Below are 15,640 nucleotides of genomic sequence, written 5' to 3'. Positions count from 1 at the left end.
TTCCGCTGGTAGGCGACTTGTCGGATTCGGGAGTCCGTTCGGGTGAACCGATCCCGCCCGCCGCCGTCCGGGGCGCGTGAACAGCCGAAGGTCACGGAGCGTGAGTGCTGGCTGCACCCGGCGCCGTGAACCGCGTCCGAACCCTCTGACGGAGTGTGCCGCCGAACGGTTCCCGTCATCGAAACGTGGGGCGAACACCCGTCGGACATCTCTCTCGGCCCCCGGCGCCATTGCTCCGCCCCGGTTCCGGCGCCGCGCCGCCCGGCTGAGCCGGCCCGGCTTCCTCGCGCGCCGATCCGGTCGCGGCTCTCGCGATGGCGGGAGCGGCCGGAGGTCTGCGACCCCTTCCGCCGGCGTTATGCCGACTCCCTGCGTCGAACCGTCGAAGACGTACCGGCGCACGCAACGGAAGGCGTCGACCGGCCCTTACGTCCGACGACGCCATCCGGGGACCGCTCGCTCGACGTCCCCGCCGCTGCCGCCGCGGTGCTCCACCGGCGACTCCTCCGTGACGAACCGATCACGGACGGCGGCACGGGTGCGATCGTCGACAGGATCCGGACGCCACTGATCCAGGGCCGGCCGTTCGGCCGATCGATGCGCGGTGCGCCGACGTGGGTCTGCCGGGAGCCCCCTCAGTCCCTGACGTCACCCGATGGTGACGCCACGGCCTTCGGCCCCGGCGAGCGAGCCCCCGCCGGCCACGCCGCCCCCGGGGCCGACCTGTCCGCCCCTCGGCTTATTTCGCTCCGCAGCCGCTCGGATGCTTTTCCCGCTCCGCAGCCGCTCAGGCTGGCCCCCACACCGTCCCCCGTGCGGGAGGCGGCATCGACTGGCCGCGTGTGCTAATTTTTGGCCATGCGGTCAAAGAATCAGCCGAGCGGTCAGAACGGGGACGGCGAGCGGTCGTTCATCGAACAGGCCCGCCGCACCCAGATCATCGCCGCGGCGATCGCCACCATCGCCGAACACGGCTACCCCGCCGCCTCGCTGGCCCGCATCGCCCAACACGCCGGAATCAGCAAGGGAGTGATCTCCTACCACTTCGCCGGCAAGGACGAGCTCGTCCGCGAGGTCGTCACCCGCGTCTACACCGACGTCACCGAGCACATGGTGCCCCGCATCCTCGCCCAGCCCACCGTCACCGAAGCCGTGCGCGCCCACGTCCTGGGCGCCGCCGAGTACATGCGCGAGCACCGCGACCAGGTCATCGCCCTCGGTGAGATCTTCGGCCACCACCGCGGCCCGGACGGCAAGGCCGCGTACGGCATCGCCACCAGCGGAGAGCTCTACCAGGCTCTGGAGGACCTCTACCGCTCCGGCCAGCAGAACGGCGAGTTCCGCGCATTCGACGCCCGCGTCATGGCCGTCACCCACCAAGCCGCCGTGGACGCCATGTTCGGCTACTGGGCCGTCCACCCCGACCACGACCTCATGGGCCACGCCGAGCAGCTCGCCGACCTCCTCGTCAACGCGGTCCGTGCCCCCGGCCCCCGCTGACCCCCTCCGAACAGAAGGAACCGACCACCATGGCCCACTCCACCCGGCCCCCCGAGACCGCGGCGCGCACCGCCCCGCGCCGCCCCCGGCTGCACTTCGTCGACAACATCCGCGTGGCGCTGACCGTCCTCGTCGTCCTGCACCACGTCGCCGTCACCTACGGCACCTTCGGCCTGTGGTTCTACAGCGAACCGGCCACCGACCCGTCCGCGGCCGCGCTGGACTTATTCGTCGTGGCCAACCAGGCCTACTTCATGGGGCTCTTCTTCCTCATCTCCGGCTTCTTCGTCCCCGGATCCCTCGACCGCAAAGGCCCCCGCCCCTTCCTGCGCGACCGGCTCGTGCGCCTGGGCGTACCCCTGCTGGGCTTCCTGCTGTTCCTCCGCCCGCTGCTCACCACCGGCACCTACGAGGACCTGCGCGCCGCGGGACACGACATGCCGTACTGGTTCTTCTACCTCGTCAGCTGGGACCCCGGGCCGCTGTGGTTCGTCGAGGTACTGCTCGCCCTGACCATCGGATACGTCCTGCTCCGCCGGGTCCGCGCCGGACGCACCGCCGCCCCGGCCGAGCCCGCCGGCCCGCCCGCGCCCCGCCCGGGCCCCGGGCCGCTGGCCGTCATCGGCTTCGTCGTCGCCCTGACCCTCATCACCTACCTGTGGCGAAGCGTCAACCCCGCCGTCTACTGGCCCGTGGTCGGCCTGCCCAGCCCCGGCTTCCTGCCGCAGTACATCGCCCTGTTCGCGGTCGGCGTCCTCGCCGCCCGGCGCGGCTGGACCGGGCGGGTCCCGGCCGCCGCCGGCTGGACCGGCCTCGCCGTCGCGGTGGCCGGCACGCTGGTCTTCCTGCCGTTCGCGCGGCAGCTGCTGGAGGCCGCGCCCGGATCGTGGCAGTCGCTCGCCAACGCGGCCTGGGAGAACGTCTTCGCCGCCGGCATGATCACCGCGCTGCTCGCCCTCTTCAGCGCCCGCCTGAACCGCCAGGGCCGCCTCGGCCGCTTCCTCTCCGACAACGCCTTCGCCGTCTACGTCCTGCACCCGCTGGTGCTCGTCGCCGCCGGATACGCCCTCAGCGGCTGGCAGGCCATCGGCATCGCCAAGTTCGCGGTGGCCGCCCTCATCTGCGTGCCGCTGTGCTGGGCGCTCGCCGCGCTCGTCCGCGGAATCCCGTACGCCCGCCGCGTACTCTGAACCGCGGCCCGACCCACCGGAGAGGAACCCATGAGCACTTTCCAGGACAAGGTCGCACTCATCACCGGCGGCGGCAGCGGCATCGGCGAGGCCGTCGCCCGGCGGATCGCCGCCGCCGGGGGCCGCGTGGTGGTCGCCGACATCGACACCGAGAACGGCCGCCGCGTCGCCGAGGCCGTCGGCGGCCACCACGTCCAGGCCGACGTCGCCGACCCCGCCGCCAACGAGGCCGCCGTCGCCGTCGCCCTCGAACGGTACGGCCGCCTCGACATCGCCCACCTCAACGCCGGCACCGGGACCGGCACCCTGGGCGGCCCGGACGCCGCACTCGACGTCGAGGCGCACCGCCGCGGCGTCAGCGTCAACCTCGACGGTGTCGTCTACGGGGCGCACGCCGCCGTGCCCGCGCTCCAGGCCTCCGGAGGGGGTGCGATCCTCGTCACCGCCAGCCTCGCCGGCCTCATCCCCTCGCCCGGCAACGTCACCTACACCGCGACCAAGCACGCCGTCGTCGGCGTGGTCCGCTCCCTGGCCCCCGTCCTCACCCCGCACCACATCACCGTCAACGCGCTGTGCCCCGGCTTCGTCGACACCCCACTGGTCCGGCCACTGCTCCCCGCCCTGGCCAAGGTGGGGCTGCCCGTCGACGACATCATGGCCCCGGACGACGTCGCCGCCGCGGCCGAGCACGTCATCGCCGAAGGCGGCACCGGAGCCGCCTGGATCGTCATGGCCGGCACCCCGCCCCGGCCCTACCCCTACTACGACCCGCTCACCGGCACCACCGTCGACGGACCACCCGCCGCGGCCTGACCCCACCCGCCGGGGGCGGAAGCGGCCGGCACACCCGCCCCCGGCACCAGCGGCACCACCGGCACGAAACCGGAATGTCCCCGCCACCGTCCAAAATCGGCACACCACACGGCCAGGACGGCCGGAACGCCACGCAACGCAGCGGAACGGGGACGCACATGGGCTGGATCACGGTCGGCGACGGCTATCAGATCACGGTACGCGGCACCGGCCGCACGGCCGCCCTGGCGTGCCGCAACGCCAAGGGCCGCGAACTCGCCCGGGTACCCGCCAAACTCCGCAAGCACCCCGACGTCGCCCCCCTTACCGAACTCCTCGGCTGGCTCACCGAGCACGACAGCGCCGTCCGCACCACCGCCGAGACCTGGATGCTGCGCTCCCTGCCGGTCCCCACCCGCCTGCTGCACGCGGTGTGGCCCGACCCGGTGTGGCGGCGCGCCCTCACCGACCTGGTCGTCGCCCCCGTCACCGGGGACCGCCCCGACCTCACCCGCTGCGGACTGCTCCGCGCCGCCGACCCCGACCGCGGCACCGGAGCCGTCGACCTCGACGGCGAGACCCGGTGGACCGACACCACCGCCATCTGCGTCGTCCACCCCGTCCTGCTCGGCGACGACCTCCCCGCCTGGCGGGAATTCGCCGTCGCCATCGACGCCGACCAGGACATCCCCCAGCTCCTGCGCGACGTCTGGCGCCGCCCCGCCGACATGGACCACGACGTCACCGCCATCGACGCCTTCGCCTTCGCCACCTACGAGTGGGGCTCCCAGCTCGAACAGCAGGTCATCCGCCTCGGCGGCCGCATCCGCGGTGAATCCGCCCACTTCACCGTCCACGACCACGACGGCGAACCCGTCCACGTCACCGTCAACCTGCGCTGGCAGGGCCCCCAGGCCTCGACCTACCTCGACGGCCTCACCTGGTCCCGCCCCGCTCACGCCATCGGCGACATCGCCTGGTCCGAAGGCGTGCGCATCCTCACCACCCTCTACGCCAACCGCACCGCGCCCGAGGACCGCGAACGCTCGGCCGCCGAGGAGTACCAGAACTTCTGCACCCGCCACCGCCGCCGCCGGGACCTCTCCACCGAGACCGCCGCCCCGCCCGCCCCCGCCGCGCGGCACCGGCCGCACCGCACCCGCGCCGCCCTCCTGCACGCCGGCGGAATCGTCACCGGCCCGCCCACCGGCGCCGGCGAGGACACCCTCCTGGCCTGCCGCCACACCCACGACGCCCTCGACGAGCCCGTCGTCACCACCGCCCGCCGTGCCGCCGCCCCCGCCGAACACGCCGCCCTCGCCCAGTTCGGCCTCACCTCCACCGGCGACACCGAGATCGGCACCGTCCGCGCCCGCCCCCTCGGCTTCCTCGCCCGCGCCCTCAACCGGCACCCCGCCCACCGCGACCGCATCGTCGCCCTGCTGCCCGGCCTGCGCAGCAACGCCACCCTCGCCGAGACCAAACCCGGCCGCGCCACCGACGCGCTCACCCGCACCGCCGACGATCTCGCCGGCAGCACACCCGAACTCGTCCCCCTCTACCTCGACGAGTGCTCCCGCATCCTCGCCGACGTCGGCAGCAACGCCTACGCCGTCCGGTTCTTCGAACGCGCCCGCGCCGCCGAGACGCACACCCCGCCCGCCGACGAAGCCGACGTCATCGACTCCCACCTGCGGCTGCCCCGCGGCGTCCTGCCCGCCAGCCTCGCCACCCACCACACCGCGCTCGCCGCCCGCCTCGACCCCGCCGGCGCCTACCAGTGGCAGCGCCGCCTCATCACCGCGTGGTGCGAGGCCGGACACCGCGCCGCCCCCGCCCTGGCCACCGGACTCGTCACCCTCGCCACGGCCGCCCACATCACCCCCGGCACCGCCACCGACCCGGCCGAACGCGCCGCCGACGAACGCGCCGCCCGCGCCATGCTCGCCAACGGCACCCTCCAGGACGCACCCGACTCCGTCTGGACCGCCCTGGCAGCACTGCTGCACCACCTCGCCCGCACCGACTCCGAGGCCCGCCGCGCCCTCACCCTGATCGTGCCCACCCCCGCCCGCACCTCCGCCAAGGCCAAAGCCACCGCCGCACGGCGCATCGTCTCCACCATGGCGGGCATCGGCGCCGACGCCCCGTTCACCGGCCACCCCGGCATCACCGCCGCCGACGCCCAGACCTGGGTGCACCGCCTCACCGAGCAGTACGCCGGCCTCACCCTGCCCGTCGACGGCCTCCCCGAACTCCTACGCGACGCCGGACGCCTCCTCCGCGACGCCGGCCGCACCTGCCACCTGCCGCACCTCTACGCCCGCAACGGCGCCGACCTCGCCCTGCTCGACCTCGCCCTCGCCTGCGGCGTCCCCGTCGAGACACCGCACGGCGACACCCCGCTGCCCCTCGCCGCCTGGATCGCCAAGGCCAAACGCCCCGACCTCGCCGCCACCGCCGCCCACCCCCACTGGGGGCCCGCGCTGCGCGCCGCCATCCAGGGCGAACCCTCCGGCATCCTCGGATTCGGCCGGCCCAGCGAGAACCCGCAGACCGAGAAGAGCTACGTCGGCGACCCCATCGCCATCGCCGACGACCGCGCGGCCGCCACCGCGCTGGCCGACGCCCCCGGCACCAACGACGTCATCGCCGCCATCCTCACCGACCACGCCACCGCCGACGGCGCCCTGCCCCGGCTCTACACCGCCCTGCGCGACACCGAACGGTTCACCCTGCACGGCGTCCCGCGCGGCACCCGCGACACCCTCCACGCCATCGTCACCGGCGCCGACCCCGCGACCGCCCTGGCCACCACCCTGCGCGCCGGCGTCCTGGACGAACTCCACCTCCCCGCCCTCACCGGCTACGACGGCCCCCTCCACCTGTGCAACCTCGCCGAGAGCGGCCCCGACCTGCTGCTCGTCGACCGCACCGCACGCGACGGCGTCACCATCGCCGCGGTCCTGCCCGGCCGCCTCGGCCGCCGCCGCACCGGACTGCCGGCGCCCCACCCGTTCGGCGGCCTCGCGTCCCTCGCCAACAACGTCTGCCTCGCCGTCGTCGGCGACGACGTCGTCAGCACCGCCCACGGCGGACCCGACTGCCCGCACGACACCGACCTGACCGGACGCCCGCCGCACCCCGCCGCCACCCCACGCCGCGCCGCGCACCAGGAGACCGTGCGGTTCCCGCACGCCACCACCGACCTCACCGTCCACCGCGCCCCCGACCGCGTGATCGAACTGCGCGACCCCGACGGCCGCGCCGTCGGACGCTACATCATGGGCGCCAACTGGCTGCCCAACCGCAGCGGCGGCATCACCGCCGCCCCCGGCAACCACCGCTACGCCGCCGGCACCGAACTCGTCCCGCCCCCCGGCTGGTGGCGGCACCTGCGACCCCGCGACCCCGGCGGCTCCCGGGCACTGCGCGCCGCCCACCCCGCCACCGCCCGGCGGCTGCTCGACGCCGTGCCCGCCGACCTCGCCGCCCGGATCCCGCACCTCACCGACAGCCGGCCGCCCCGAAGCCACGCACCCGAACGCCACCAGGCCCTGCTCCGGCTCGTGCCGCTACTGCGCCCGCTGCTCCCCGAAGTGACCCACGACCGGCTCTGGCTCGGCATCGCCGCCCTGGTGTGGACCGCCGTGGAATGCCGGGAACGCACGCACGCCCTCGCCGCCCGCCTGGACCTCCCGGCACCGGCGCACCTGGGCACCGCACCGCCGGCCACCGCCGGAGCGCACGAGCAGGAACGCGCCACGGACCCGGCCGGCCCGGCCACCACGACCGGCGGCACCCCGGAACTCCCCGCCATCACCGTCGAACCGCGCCGCTCCGACCGCGCCACCGCCCTGGCCCGCCTCGCCGCGACCGCCCGCGCCGCGGCCGGGCTGCCCGGCGGCCACCGCGACCCCGTCGGCACGATCGACACCACCTTCGCCCACGGCCTTCCCGACCAGCTCGGCCGCCTCGCCGCCACCGTCCTGCGCGCCGCCTGGTGCGCCGAAGACCGGGCCGCCGCCAGCGCCGAGCAGCTCCGCGACCTCGCCGACGTCCCCGAACTCATCACCACCGACGGCACCTGGAGCCTGCTATGGGAGGCCCACGTGACACCCAAGGCGGTGTACTCCCGCGCGAACCCGCCCACGGGCGTTCTCGCGCTCGACCGCACCCTGTACGCCCGCACCGCGCGCGAGGCCACCCACACCGTCTGCCTGCGCTACACCCCCGACCCCGCCGCCCGCGACCCGAGGCCCGGCGAGCGCGTCTGCCGCGGCTGGGGCGACCCGCACAAGCTCACCGCCGCCGCCGGCCTGATCCAGCAGCGCGGCCCCGCACCCGGCCGCCGCCAGGCCGTGCTCGCCTTCGCCGACGCCACCGGCCTCCCCCTCGCCCAGGCCGCGCTGCTGCTGTCGCCCAGCGTCGACTTCGACCGGGAGAACTACAACGGCCGGTACTGGCAGGCCGACCACACCCACTTCACCGACCTCGGCCTCACCCAGAGCCGGATCCAGAGCGCCCACCGGGTGCTCGACGCCATCAGCGACGAGGACGAGCACCAGGCGATCCTCAACGCGGCCATGCCGGACGACCCCGCCGCCCTGTGGACCACCGGGATCGACATCGACGCCGCCGTCGCGCGATGGCTGCACCGGCACCCCGTGCTCGACCACGTCCCCGGGCACACCTGGCACGAGATCGTGCTGGACCACCCCCCGTTCGGCGGCCCGCCCGCCTTCCTCGCCCTGCTCGCGCCCGAAGGCCGGCCCACGGTGGAAGGCGTCCTGCCCGCCGCGGCCGCACTCGGCTACCGGCTCACCCCCGGCACCCCCGCCGCCCGCACCGTCGCCGCACACCTGCGCCGCCTGCGCGCCGCCTGCACCGACCCCGCCCTCCTCGTCCGCGTCAACGAGAGCCTGCCCGTCGCACGCGTGGAGGAGGCCGCCGGCACCACCGCCACCCGGGCGGCCGGAACCCGGCTGGCCGTCGGCCCCGCCCTGGAGCTGACCCCGGCCGGAACCGGATACGAACTGTGGCTGCGCCCGGCCGCCCTCACCGGCCCCGCCGACCCGCTCCTGGACCGCCTCGCCGCACTCGAACCCACCGTCCCGGCGCCACGCGCCCGCCGCTGGAACACCGTGCTCCCGGACACTCCCGTGGCCGACGTGCGGTTCCTGCTCGCCGACGCCAGCGCCGGCATCGCCGACCAGCTCGACACCGCACCCGACGCCGGCCACCCGCACGACCCGCTGGCCTGCGTCCCCGACCTCGTCGACCGCGTCTCCCAGGCCCACGGGCTGAGCCAGGACGCCGCCCGCCTCTACCTGCAACTCATCACACTGCCCGACCCCGACGACGCGCGCGTCGCCCGTTGGAACGGCTGGGACGCCGAGCGGCACGCGGCCGCGGCCGAGGAACTGCGCGGCACCGGACTCCTGACCGCCGAGGAACGCGAGGGCGCCGAACGCACCCTCTTCGCCCCCGGACCGTGGGCCGAAGCCACGTCGTGGATCGGCAACGGCGTCGAGGCCGCCAAACCGGCCCGCATCCCGGGAGCCGGCCCCCGCCTGCTCCGCCACCTGCCCGCCGTGCCCGTCCGCGACCTGTTCCACCCCGCCTGGACCGAAACCGAGCGGGCCCGCACCGCCGACGGCACCACCTGACCACGGCCCGCCCACGCCCGGAACCGGTGGGGGAGCGGCCCATACGGCCGCCCCCCACCGGCAGCGGCACACCCCGAACGCCGTGGGGTGGCCGATCACCCCGGCCGGCCCCGGTACCGCAACGGCGGCGCCATCAGCGCCGCGTCCGGCACATGAACGGCGCCCGGCTCCCCGGCCACGACGCCGGCACGAACCCGAGCCGCGGGCAGCACTCCGGACATCCGAGCACCATCACCCGCCCCCCACTCGCGGGCCGCCGCCAGCGCCCCGCGAGAACGGCGCCGTAGCCGAACATGTCGCTCTTGGGGGTGACCGGCTCGCCCCGGATCTGCTCGGGCGACATGAAGCCGGGCGTGCCGATGATGGACCGGATGGCGGCGGTGCCGCTGGTGGCGCGGGCGATGCCGAAGTCGATGACCCGCTGGCCGTCCTCGGCGAGCAGCACGTTGCCGGGCTTGAGGTCGCGGTGGATGAAGCGCCTCGGCCATCCCGTCGGCGAGCACCCGCGGGCTCGGCCCGGGCAGCGGCCCCAAGGCGCGGACCGCCCGGAACACGGCGCTTCCCGCACCGCGCCGTCGGCAGCCCGGCAGCCCCGCACACGGCGCTCGCACCATCACAGGAGCGGCGGCGCCTCGATCGGGTTCTCCGGGCCGTCCAGCCACAGCACATGGCCGCCGTCCGCCGTCACCGTCAGGCCGAGCCGCTCCCGCGCCGGCCGCCCCGCCCGCTCCCACACCTCACGCGCGGCGGCGATCTCCGACCACAGATCCCGGGGACCGGCCCGGCGCGACTCGTACGGGGGACCGGCGGGCGTGTACTCGCCCAACGCCCACGAACCCGCCCGGTCGTACACGTACACGCTCGCTTCCCCGGCGGCGGCCGTGTTCTCCGGATCGGCGTCGAACGAGGCGTAGCCCAGGCCCGGAGCGAGTTGGCCGAGCACGACCCGCCAGCCCGGGTGGCGGTCGGTGACCACCCGCGGGTTGACCAGCACCGTACCGGCGACGGCGTCGGGGGAGTCCTCGTCCACGTGGACGTGCCACGGCTCGGCGCCGAAACGCTGATCACGCAGCCACATGAACGGCGCGTCGCCGACCATCCGCCCCCGCGCGGACCCGTCCCCGGACACGGTCAGGCGGAGCAGCGCGGCGGAGTCGAACCCCGGCCCCCACGGCGTGACGATGACCCCGCCCGGCCGGGTCTGGGTGATCCACGTCATCGGCACCCGCTTGGCGGCGACGGTCGCGATCACGCGGTCGAAAGGGGCGCGGCCCGGCACGCCGACAGCACCGTCGCCGACGACCAGATGGGGCTTGTACCCGGCCGCGCGCAGATTCGCCGCGGCCTGCCCGGCCACGGCCGGGTCCACTTCGACGGACGTCACCCGGTCGGCACCGAGCCGTTCACACAGCAGCGCGGTGTTGTACCCGGTGCCGGTGCCGATCTCCAGCACCCGCATCCCGTCGGCGACGTCCAGCGCCTGGAGCATCGCAACGACGAGCGAGGGCTGGGAGAGGCTGCTGCTGGGCACCCTGCCCCGGCCGTCCGGTCCGGATGGCTTCCCGTCGTCCACCTGGGTGACCAGCGCCCAGTCGCCGGCGAGTAGCGGATCGAACTCGGGGTCTCCCCGAGTCACGGGCCGCTCCCACCCCGGCTCATCGTCGTCAGGGACCCACACCGTGTCGGGGACGAACGCGTCGCGGTCCACCGCGAGCACCGCCCGGTGCCACACCTCGTCCTGGATGGCGCCCTTGACGGTCAGTGCCCGGGCGATCCCGGCACCGGGTTGCGTCACTGGCCCGGCCTGGTGCCGTCGCCGCTCTGCTCCGGCATGGGCTCGCCGCTACCGTGCCGGCTGGGCTTGTCGCCGTCTCGTTCGCCGCCGGGCTTGATGTCGGCGGGCTGGTCTGGGTTGCCGTGCGTACCCATAGAATCTCCTGTCTCGTTCGAGGCGGCTCATCAGGAACGGTAACTCTGCGGAGTCGGGCGCGTCCCGCGTTCGCTCTCAGTGGCCCGAACCGGCCGCCCGCAACGCAGCGAGACGAGGGACGGTGCCTGGATGGCGTCGTGGGCGGTGCGGATCCGAGTCGGCCTCACGTTCTCCGTGGTCACCCACCGGGGGCGCGAGCGCCGCCGTTCTGCGTGGGCGCCGGGTCGCCCTGGCCGTTCTTGGGCGGCTCCGTGCCGTCCCGCTCGAAGCGACGGCTGGTGTCGGTCGGCTCCCGGTCACCGTGTACACCCATGCCGGCCCCCTCTTCGATCGACGCTATGCACCGGAACAGTAACTCTCCGCAGGCGCGGCTGTCAGGCGTTCGGCCCATTCCCGACGGCGGGCAGCACCCGCCCCGTCACCTCGCCGAACCCCACCACCGCGCCGCCCGGACCCGGCGCCGTCGCGCTGATGGACACCACGTCACCGTCGCGCAGGAACCCCCGCTCCCGCCCGTCCGGCAGCCGCACCGGATCCGCCCCGTTCCACGACAGCTCCAGCAGCGACCCCCACTCGCCGCGCTCCGGCCCGCTCACCGTCCCCGACGCGAACACGTCGCCGGTTCGCACCGCCGCCCCGTTCACCGTCAGGTGCGCCAGCTGCTGCGCCGGCGTCCAGTACATGCGCGCGAACGGCGGCCGCGACACCACATGGCCGTTCAGCCGCACCGTCAGGCGCAGATCGAGCCCCCACGGGTCGCCCTCGGCGTCCCGCAGGTAGGGCAGCGGCTCCGGATCCCGCGGCGGCGGCGCCACCCGGGCCGCCGACAGTGCCGCCAGCGGCACCACCCACGGCGACACCGACGTCGCGAACGACTTGCCCAGGAACGGCCCCAACGGCACGTACTCCCACGCCTGCAGGTCCCGCGCCGACCAGTCGTTGACCAGGAACGCCCCGAACACGTGCTCGGCGAAGTCGGCCACGCGCACCCCACGGCCGCGCGGACTCGGCACCCCCACCACGAACCCCACCTCGGCCTCGAAGTCCAGCCGTGCCGACGGGCCGAACACCGGCCCCTCCCGGCCCGGCTCCCGCCGCTGACCGGACGGCCGGACCACATCGGTCCCCGACACCACCAGCGTGCCGGCGCGCCCGTGGTAACCGATCGGCAGGTGCCGCCAGTTCGGCGGCAGCGGCTCCTCCGCGTCGGGGCGGAAGATCCGCCCCGCGTTCACCGCGTGCTGCTCGCACGAGTAGAAGTCCACGTAGTCCGCGACCTCGAACGGCAGGTGCAGCCGCACCGCCGCCCGGTCCACCAGGTGCGGCAGCACCGTCTCCGCCGGCACGGCGCCGCTCAGCCAGCCGCGCACCGCCGCGCGCACCGACCGCCACACCGCCGGCCCGGCGGCCAGCAGCGGATTCAGGGACTCCGCGCCCAGCAGACCGGCGAAGTCCGCCCGCACCGCCCGCGCCACCGCGCCGACGTCCAGCACCCGGTCGCCCACCGCGACCCCGACCCGCCGTACCGGCTCCGCCCCGATGCTGAACACCCCATAGGGCAGATTCGCCGTCCCGAACGCCGAGCCCGCCGGCACGTCCAGCCACTCCGCCGCCATCCAGCCCCTCCCGGCCCGCCACTCACCACAGGTGTGCCCGCCACGCCGCCGCCCCGGGCCGTCCGCACATCGCCGACGGCCCGCCGTCCGGACGGGACTAGCGCTCCGGCCCCCGCCCGGCCCACGACCACGCGTACCCCGGTTCCTCGGCGGCCAGCCCGCCCTCACCCAGCTCCAGCGGCCGGAACGTGTCCACCATCACCGCCAGCTCGTCGAAGAAGTGCACACCGACGCTCGCCTCGTAGGCCCGCGGCTGCGGGCCGTGCGCGTGCCCGCCCGGATGCAGCGACACCGACCCGGGGCCGATACCCGACCCCTTGCGCGCCTCATAGTCGCCGCCGCAGTAGAACATCACCTCGTCGGAGTCCACGTTGGAGTGGTAGTAGGGCACCGGGATCGACTCCGGGTGGTAGTCCACTTTCCGCGGCACGAAGTTGCACACCACGAAGTTCGTCCCCTCGAGCACCTGGTGCACCGGCGGCGGCTGGTGCACCCGCCCCGTGATCGGCTGGAAGTCCGCCACGTTGAACACGAACGGGTACAGGCAGCCGTCCCAGCCCACCACGTCGAACGGGTGCCGCGCGAACGTGTGCCGCGTCCCCGCCAGCCCACCCGGGCCCGGACCCCGGTGCTTGGTCAGCACGCCGACGTCCGACCCCTCCACCAGCAGCGGCTCGGCCGGCCCCCGCAGATCCCGCTCACAGTACGGCGCGTGCTCCAGGAACTGCCCGTACCGCGACAGGTACCGCCGCGGCGGCGCGATGTGCCCGTTCGCCTCGATCACGTACGCCCGCAGCGGCTCGTCCCCCTCCGGCACCCACCGGTGCGTCGTCGCCCGCGGCAGCACCACGTAGTCGCCCTGCCCCACCTCCAGCACACCGAACACCGTCTGCACCGTGCCACGGCCCGCCTCCACGTACACGCACTCGTCACCGACACCATTGCGGTACAGCTCCGACGCCGCCCCCGCCGCCACGTAACTGATCCGCACGTCGTCGTTGCCCAGCACCAGCCGCCGGCCCGTCACGACGTCGGCGTTCTTCCACTCCGCGTCGAACAGCCCGTGCAACCGCAGGTGCCGCGGCCGCAGCGGCGCGTTCGGGGTGCGCGCCTGGTCCGGCAGCTCCCACACCCGCGCGTCGACGATCGCCGAGGGAACACCCCGGTGGTACAGCAGCGACGAATCCGAGGAGAACCCCTCCTCACCCATCAGCTCCTCGTAGTACAGCCCGCCGTCCGGATTGCGCAGCCGGGTGTGCCGCGTCCGCGGCACCTCACCCACTCGCCGGTAGTACGCCATCTCCCGTCTCCTCTCTCGGCGACGCCAACGACACCTGCCCGTCCCGGGCCGGCGACCGGCCCACCACCGCGGAAACCGCCGCGCCCACCGCCGCGGCGTCGCCGGCCGGCAGCACCGCGGCCACGTGGGCGTCCGGCCGCAGCAGCCACACCTCGCCGGGCCGCACCCCCAGCGCCGCCCGCAGCACGCCGTCCCGATCGATCTCGGCCAGCCCGAACCCCGCCACCGGAGCACCGCACACCGTGCGCGCCACCGCCAGCGCCGCGGCCGCCTCCTCACGCGCCGCCGCCAGCACCGTCAGCCCGCCGCGGGCCAGCCGCCGCAACCGCGTCCGGCCCACCCCCGGCACCTCCACGACCGCGTCCGGCACCAGCACCCCCGGCCCCGGCGGCGGCGCGGCTCCACGCCCGGGCCGCCCCCGGACGGGGCGGAGCGGATCCGGCGTCGTCAACGGCGAGTCCGCGTACCAGAACGGCTCGAACAGCCGCCCGGAGTCCACCAGCGCCCGCGCCGCCGGATCCGACACCGCCCGCCGCAGCACGTCCGCGCGCCACCGCCGCCCCGCCTCGTCCTGCGGCACCAGGAACCGCATCGTCCGGCCGGTCACCTCGGCGTTCTCCACCGCCGCCGCGCGCCGCTCCACCTCATAACTCTCCAGCAGGTCGCCGCCCGCCCAGCCCCGGACGGCGAACGCCAGCTTCCACGCCGCGTTCTCCGCGTCGTGCACCCCGGAGTTCAGCCCGCGCGCCCCGAAGGGCGCCACCAGGTGCGCGGTGTCACCGGCCAGCAGCACCCGGCCCACCCGCATCCGGCTCGCGACCCGGGTGTGGAACCGGTACACCGAGCGCCACACCACCTCGTAACGCCGGTCCCCGACGATACGCCGGATCCGCCGGTCCAGGCCGCCGCACGCCTCCTCCGCCGCCAGGTCGAAGTCCGGCGGCACCTGCCAGTCGATCCGGTACACCGACCCCGGGCACGGATGGATCAGCACCTGGCGCCCCGGATTCCACTCCGGGTCGAAGTAGAATCGGCGCTCCCGTTCCCAGCCGGCCAGGTCGGCCCGGATGTCGCAGATCAGGAACCGGTCGGCGAAGCTGTGTCCCTCGAACGCCACCCCCAGCGCCGCACGCGCCCATCCGGCCCGCGCGCCGAGGCACACCACGGCGTAGCCGCCCCGCACCACCACCGGCCCGCGCGCGGTCCGGCACCGCACCACCACCCCGTCCGCGTCCTGCGCGATCGCGGTCGCCTCGTGGCCGCGCCGCACCTCGATCCGCGGTTCGGCCGCCACGCGGGCGTCCAGGATCTCCTCCGTCCGCGCCTGGGAGAGGTTGACGAACGGCGGGAAGGGCGACGCCCCCGGATCGCGCAGCCGCACCCGGAACAACTCGGTGTCCCGGTAGAACGTCCGCGCGGTGTCCCAGGTGACCCCCTCCTCGGCCACCGCGCCGGCCCCGACGTCCTCCCACACGTCCAGCACGTCGCGCTGCTGGCAGATCGCCCGCGAACCGGCGCGTTCGCGCTCCGTCCGCGCCTCCAGCAGCACCACCGGCACGCCCCAGCGCGCCAGCAGCAGCGCCGCGGTCTGCCCGACCGGGCCCGCGCCCAGTACCAGGACCGGCGTCTCCTCCGTCATGGCC

11 protein-coding genes are annotated in these 15,640 nt (G+C 75.1%); 4 read left to right on the top strand and 7 right to left on the bottom strand.

Annotated elements, in window-relative coordinates; genetic code table 11:
- The first annotated feature begins 858 nt into the window (after positions 1-858).
- From ACFQRF_RS26670 to ACFQRF_RS26655, 4 genes are all read left to right on the top strand, one after another.
- Positions 859-1,500: a TetR/AcrR family transcriptional regulator gene (locus ACFQRF_RS26670; RefSeq protein ID WP_379874117.1), complete on the top strand. Its 642-nt coding sequence runs from the start codon at positions 859-861 to the stop codon at positions 1,498-1,500.
- A gap of 29 nt (positions 1,501-1,529) precedes the next feature.
- Positions 1,530-2,690: an acyltransferase family protein gene (locus ACFQRF_RS26665; protein WP_379874115.1), complete on the top strand. Its 1,161-nt coding sequence runs from the start codon at positions 1,530-1,532 to the stop codon at positions 2,688-2,690.
- A gap of 30 nt (positions 2,691-2,720) precedes the next feature.
- Positions 2,721-3,503, top strand: a complete 783-nt coding sequence (locus ACFQRF_RS26660; RefSeq protein ID WP_379874114.1) for an SDR family NAD(P)-dependent oxidoreductase — start codon at positions 2,721-2,723, stop codon at positions 3,501-3,503.
- A 158-nt stretch (positions 3,504-3,661) separates the two neighbouring features.
- Positions 3,662-9,151, top strand: coding sequence for a DUF4132 domain-containing protein (locus ACFQRF_RS26655; RefSeq protein WP_379874112.1), 5,490 nt, complete (start codon positions 3,662-3,664; stop codon positions 9,149-9,151).
- Between the two features lie 133 nt (positions 9,152-9,284).
- On the opposite strand, the gene ACFQRF_RS26650 is transcribed toward ACFQRF_RS26655, so the two are convergent.
- From ACFQRF_RS26650 to ACFQRF_RS26620, 7 genes are all read right to left on the bottom strand, one after another.
- Complete coding sequence (locus tag ACFQRF_RS26650) at positions 9,285-9,596, bottom strand: protein kinase domain-containing protein (protein WP_379874110.1); 312 nt, start codon at positions 9,594-9,596, stop codon at positions 9,285-9,287.
- 168 nt (positions 9,597-9,764) lie between these two features.
- On the bottom strand, positions 9,765-10,946 hold the full coding sequence (locus ACFQRF_RS26645; protein ID WP_379874108.1) for a methyltransferase domain-containing protein: 1,182 nt from the start codon (positions 10,944-10,946) through the stop codon (positions 9,765-9,767).
- Positions 10,943-11,080: a hypothetical protein gene (locus ACFQRF_RS26640; RefSeq protein ID WP_379874106.1), complete on the bottom strand. Its 138-nt coding sequence runs from the start codon at positions 11,078-11,080 to the stop codon at positions 10,943-10,945. The genes ACFQRF_RS26645 and ACFQRF_RS26640 overlap by 4 nt, the downstream gene beginning before the upstream one ends.
- Positions 11,081-11,259: 179 nt before the next feature.
- Positions 11,260-11,394 carry a hypothetical protein gene (locus ACFQRF_RS26635; RefSeq protein ID WP_379874104.1) on the bottom strand — a complete coding sequence of 45 codons (135 nt, stop codon included), beginning with the start codon at positions 11,392-11,394 and terminating at the stop codon, positions 11,260-11,262.
- Between the two features lie 61 nt (positions 11,395-11,455).
- A complete protein-coding gene (fahA, locus tag ACFQRF_RS26630) occupies positions 11,456-12,697 on the bottom strand; it encodes a fumarylacetoacetase (RefSeq protein WP_379874102.1) in 1,242 nt (413 codons plus the stop codon).
- Positions 12,698-12,794: 97 nt separating this feature from the next.
- Complete coding sequence (locus ACFQRF_RS26625) at positions 12,795-13,997, bottom strand: homogentisate 1,2-dioxygenase (RefSeq protein ID WP_379874100.1); 1,203 nt, start codon at positions 13,995-13,997, stop codon at positions 12,795-12,797.
- A complete protein-coding gene (locus ACFQRF_RS26620; RefSeq protein WP_379874098.1) occupies positions 13,972-15,636 on the bottom strand; it encodes an FAD-dependent monooxygenase in 1,665 nt (554 codons plus the stop codon). The genes ACFQRF_RS26625 and ACFQRF_RS26620 overlap by 26 nt, the downstream gene beginning before the upstream one ends.
- Positions 15,637-15,640: the final 4 nt, after the last annotated feature.

Source organism: Marinactinospora rubrisoli (genome assembly GCF_042664915.1).
GTDB lineage: Bacteria > Actinomycetota > Actinomycetes > Streptosporangiales > Streptosporangiaceae > Marinitenerispora > Marinitenerispora rubrisoli.
This window is presented reverse-complemented; position numbering and strand designations above follow the sequence as displayed.

Bases quoted from the DNA above. Each gene is read 5' to 3' on its own strand.
- ACFQRF_RS26670 (WP_379874117.1), top strand. From the start codon at position 859: ATGCGGTCAAAGAATCAGCCGAGCGGTCAGAACGGGGACGGCGAGCGG.
- ACFQRF_RS26665 (WP_379874115.1), top strand. From the start codon at position 1,530: ATGGCCCACTCCACCCGGCCCCCCGAGACCGCGGCGCGCACCGCCCCG.
- ACFQRF_RS26660 (WP_379874114.1), top strand. From the start codon at position 2,721: ATGAGCACTTTCCAGGACAAGGTCGCACTCATCACCGGCGGCGGCAGC.
- ACFQRF_RS26655 (WP_379874112.1), top strand. From the start codon at position 3,662: ATGGGCTGGATCACGGTCGGCGACGGCTATCAGATCACGGTACGCGGC.
- ACFQRF_RS26640 (WP_379874106.1), bottom strand. From the start codon at position 11,080: ATGGGTACGCACGGCAACCCAGACCAGCCCGCCGACATCAAGCCCGGC.
- ACFQRF_RS26635 (WP_379874104.1), bottom strand. From the start codon at position 11,394: ATGGGTGTACACGGTGACCGGGAGCCGACCGACACCAGCCGTCGCTTC.
- fahA (WP_379874102.1), bottom strand. From the start codon at position 12,697: ATGGCGGCGGAGTGGCTGGACGTGCCGGCGGGCTCGGCGTTCGGGACG.
- ACFQRF_RS26625 (WP_379874100.1), bottom strand. From the start codon at position 13,997: ATGGCGTACTACCGGCGAGTGGGTGAGGTGCCGCGGACGCGGCACACC.
- ACFQRF_RS26620 (WP_379874098.1), bottom strand. From the start codon at position 15,636: ATGACGGAGGAGACGCCGGTCCTGGTACTGGGCGCGGGCCCGGTCGGG.